Source organism: Kitasatospora sp. NPDC056446, assembly GCF_042796115.1.
In the GTDB taxonomy this organism is placed as follows: Bacteria; Actinomycetota; Actinomycetes; order Streptomycetales; family Streptomycetaceae; genus Kitasatospora.
Genome location: NZ_JBHTRF010000225.1, coordinates 1 through 1,345, shown reverse-complemented (window position 1 = coordinate 1,345; position 1,345 = coordinate 1). Strand labels below are relative to the sequence as shown.

Sequence of the window (1,345 nt, the reverse complement as noted above, 5' to 3'; positions counted from 1 at the left end):
GGCTAGCAGTGAATATGGGGAGAACACGGGAGGCAAGAAAGCTCTTCATGACGTTGGAAAAGCCCAAAGCCAAGTCGCCCGATGACTACATTTTGTTGATGCAGGCGCGGGTAATTCTGGGCATTAAGGAAGACGATGCAGACGCCATTGAACTGTTGCGCAATGACCTAGTCACGCCAGGACGCGCGTCACAGGTCTTCGCGCTTGGCGTTAACCGTAAGTCACATAGGCGCGTTGATACCGTGCAGCGCGGTACGATCGTGGCCATTCACATCGAAAATCAGGTCGACGACGAATTTTACATCAGCAAGACCGGAGCACCGTCGCTGCCTGGCATTCGCTCGTTAGATCCCATCCACCATCCTTGGATCGAGCAGCTTATAGGCCAGCGATCCGGTGCCACCGTGACGCTTATCGGAGACCCGTTTGACGGGAAGGTTGCGGAGATTAGATCCATTCGTGGACCGTCCGAAATCCTGTATGCCGAGGCAATGCAGCAGATCGGCTTGAGCTCAAAGGAGCAAACGGGCGTTCAGCGCATCAGTGGAGATATCGAATTCCAACTGGCAGAAGCCAAGAGGATGCTAAGTGCGCGCCACCGGGCTGTGGAAGAACAGCTTGATCTCGCGAAGCAGGGAAACTTTCCAGCTGTGCTGATGGCAAAGCAGTTCCAAACAAGCCCTAGAGAGTTCATCTACAAGTCCAAGTTCTGGACACCGCATTCTCATTCTGGGACCACTCCCGATATTGAGGCTGACGAATGCACACTGAACGCATCCAACGGATGGATACTGGACGCAACGACCGTTCTTCTGCTTGCCACAATCGACGCCGAGGACTTTGCCGGCCGCCTATTCAAGCCACCCCGAATCACTAAGCTAGCGATCGCTCAACTTTGTGACTGGCGCGCCGAGGAGCGTGAACGACGTCGATCAGTCGGACATATGAATCTTGACGAGCAGGGCAACCTTTGCATCACAAGCAGAAGCGCCGCTGAGCGGGTTGCTCTGCTTGAGTTCTGGAAGAGAGTATCGAAGATCATTAGCCAGTGCAGAATTATCGACGTGCCGACAGTCCCGCTATCTTGTGAAGCAGCTCAGCTTCTGGATGCCTTGGGGCCAGAGACATTCGCCACCTTCCACGCCGCAAAGTTCCATGGCTTCACGTTGATTGCAGAAGAGCTCAGCCTCCGGGCTATCGCAACCGCTTCTACCGGAGTTCCATCCGCGGCATTGCACTCGCTGATCATCATGGCTTCTCGACACGGATGGATCACACTCAGGCAAGCCATGCTTTGGGTTTCTCGGCTCATTGAGCTCGGCTGGACATGGGTGGGCTTCCCAGC

The 1,345-nt window shown here is 54.9% G+C and carries 1 protein-coding gene; it reads left to right on the top strand.

The window, feature by feature from the left end; translation table 11 throughout:
• Positions 1 to 47 precede the first annotated feature (47 nt).
• Positions 48 to 1,345 (top strand): hypothetical protein (locus ACFQ6N_RS40865; RefSeq protein ID WP_380659202.1); only part of this gene is annotated, 1,298 nt, incomplete at its 3' end.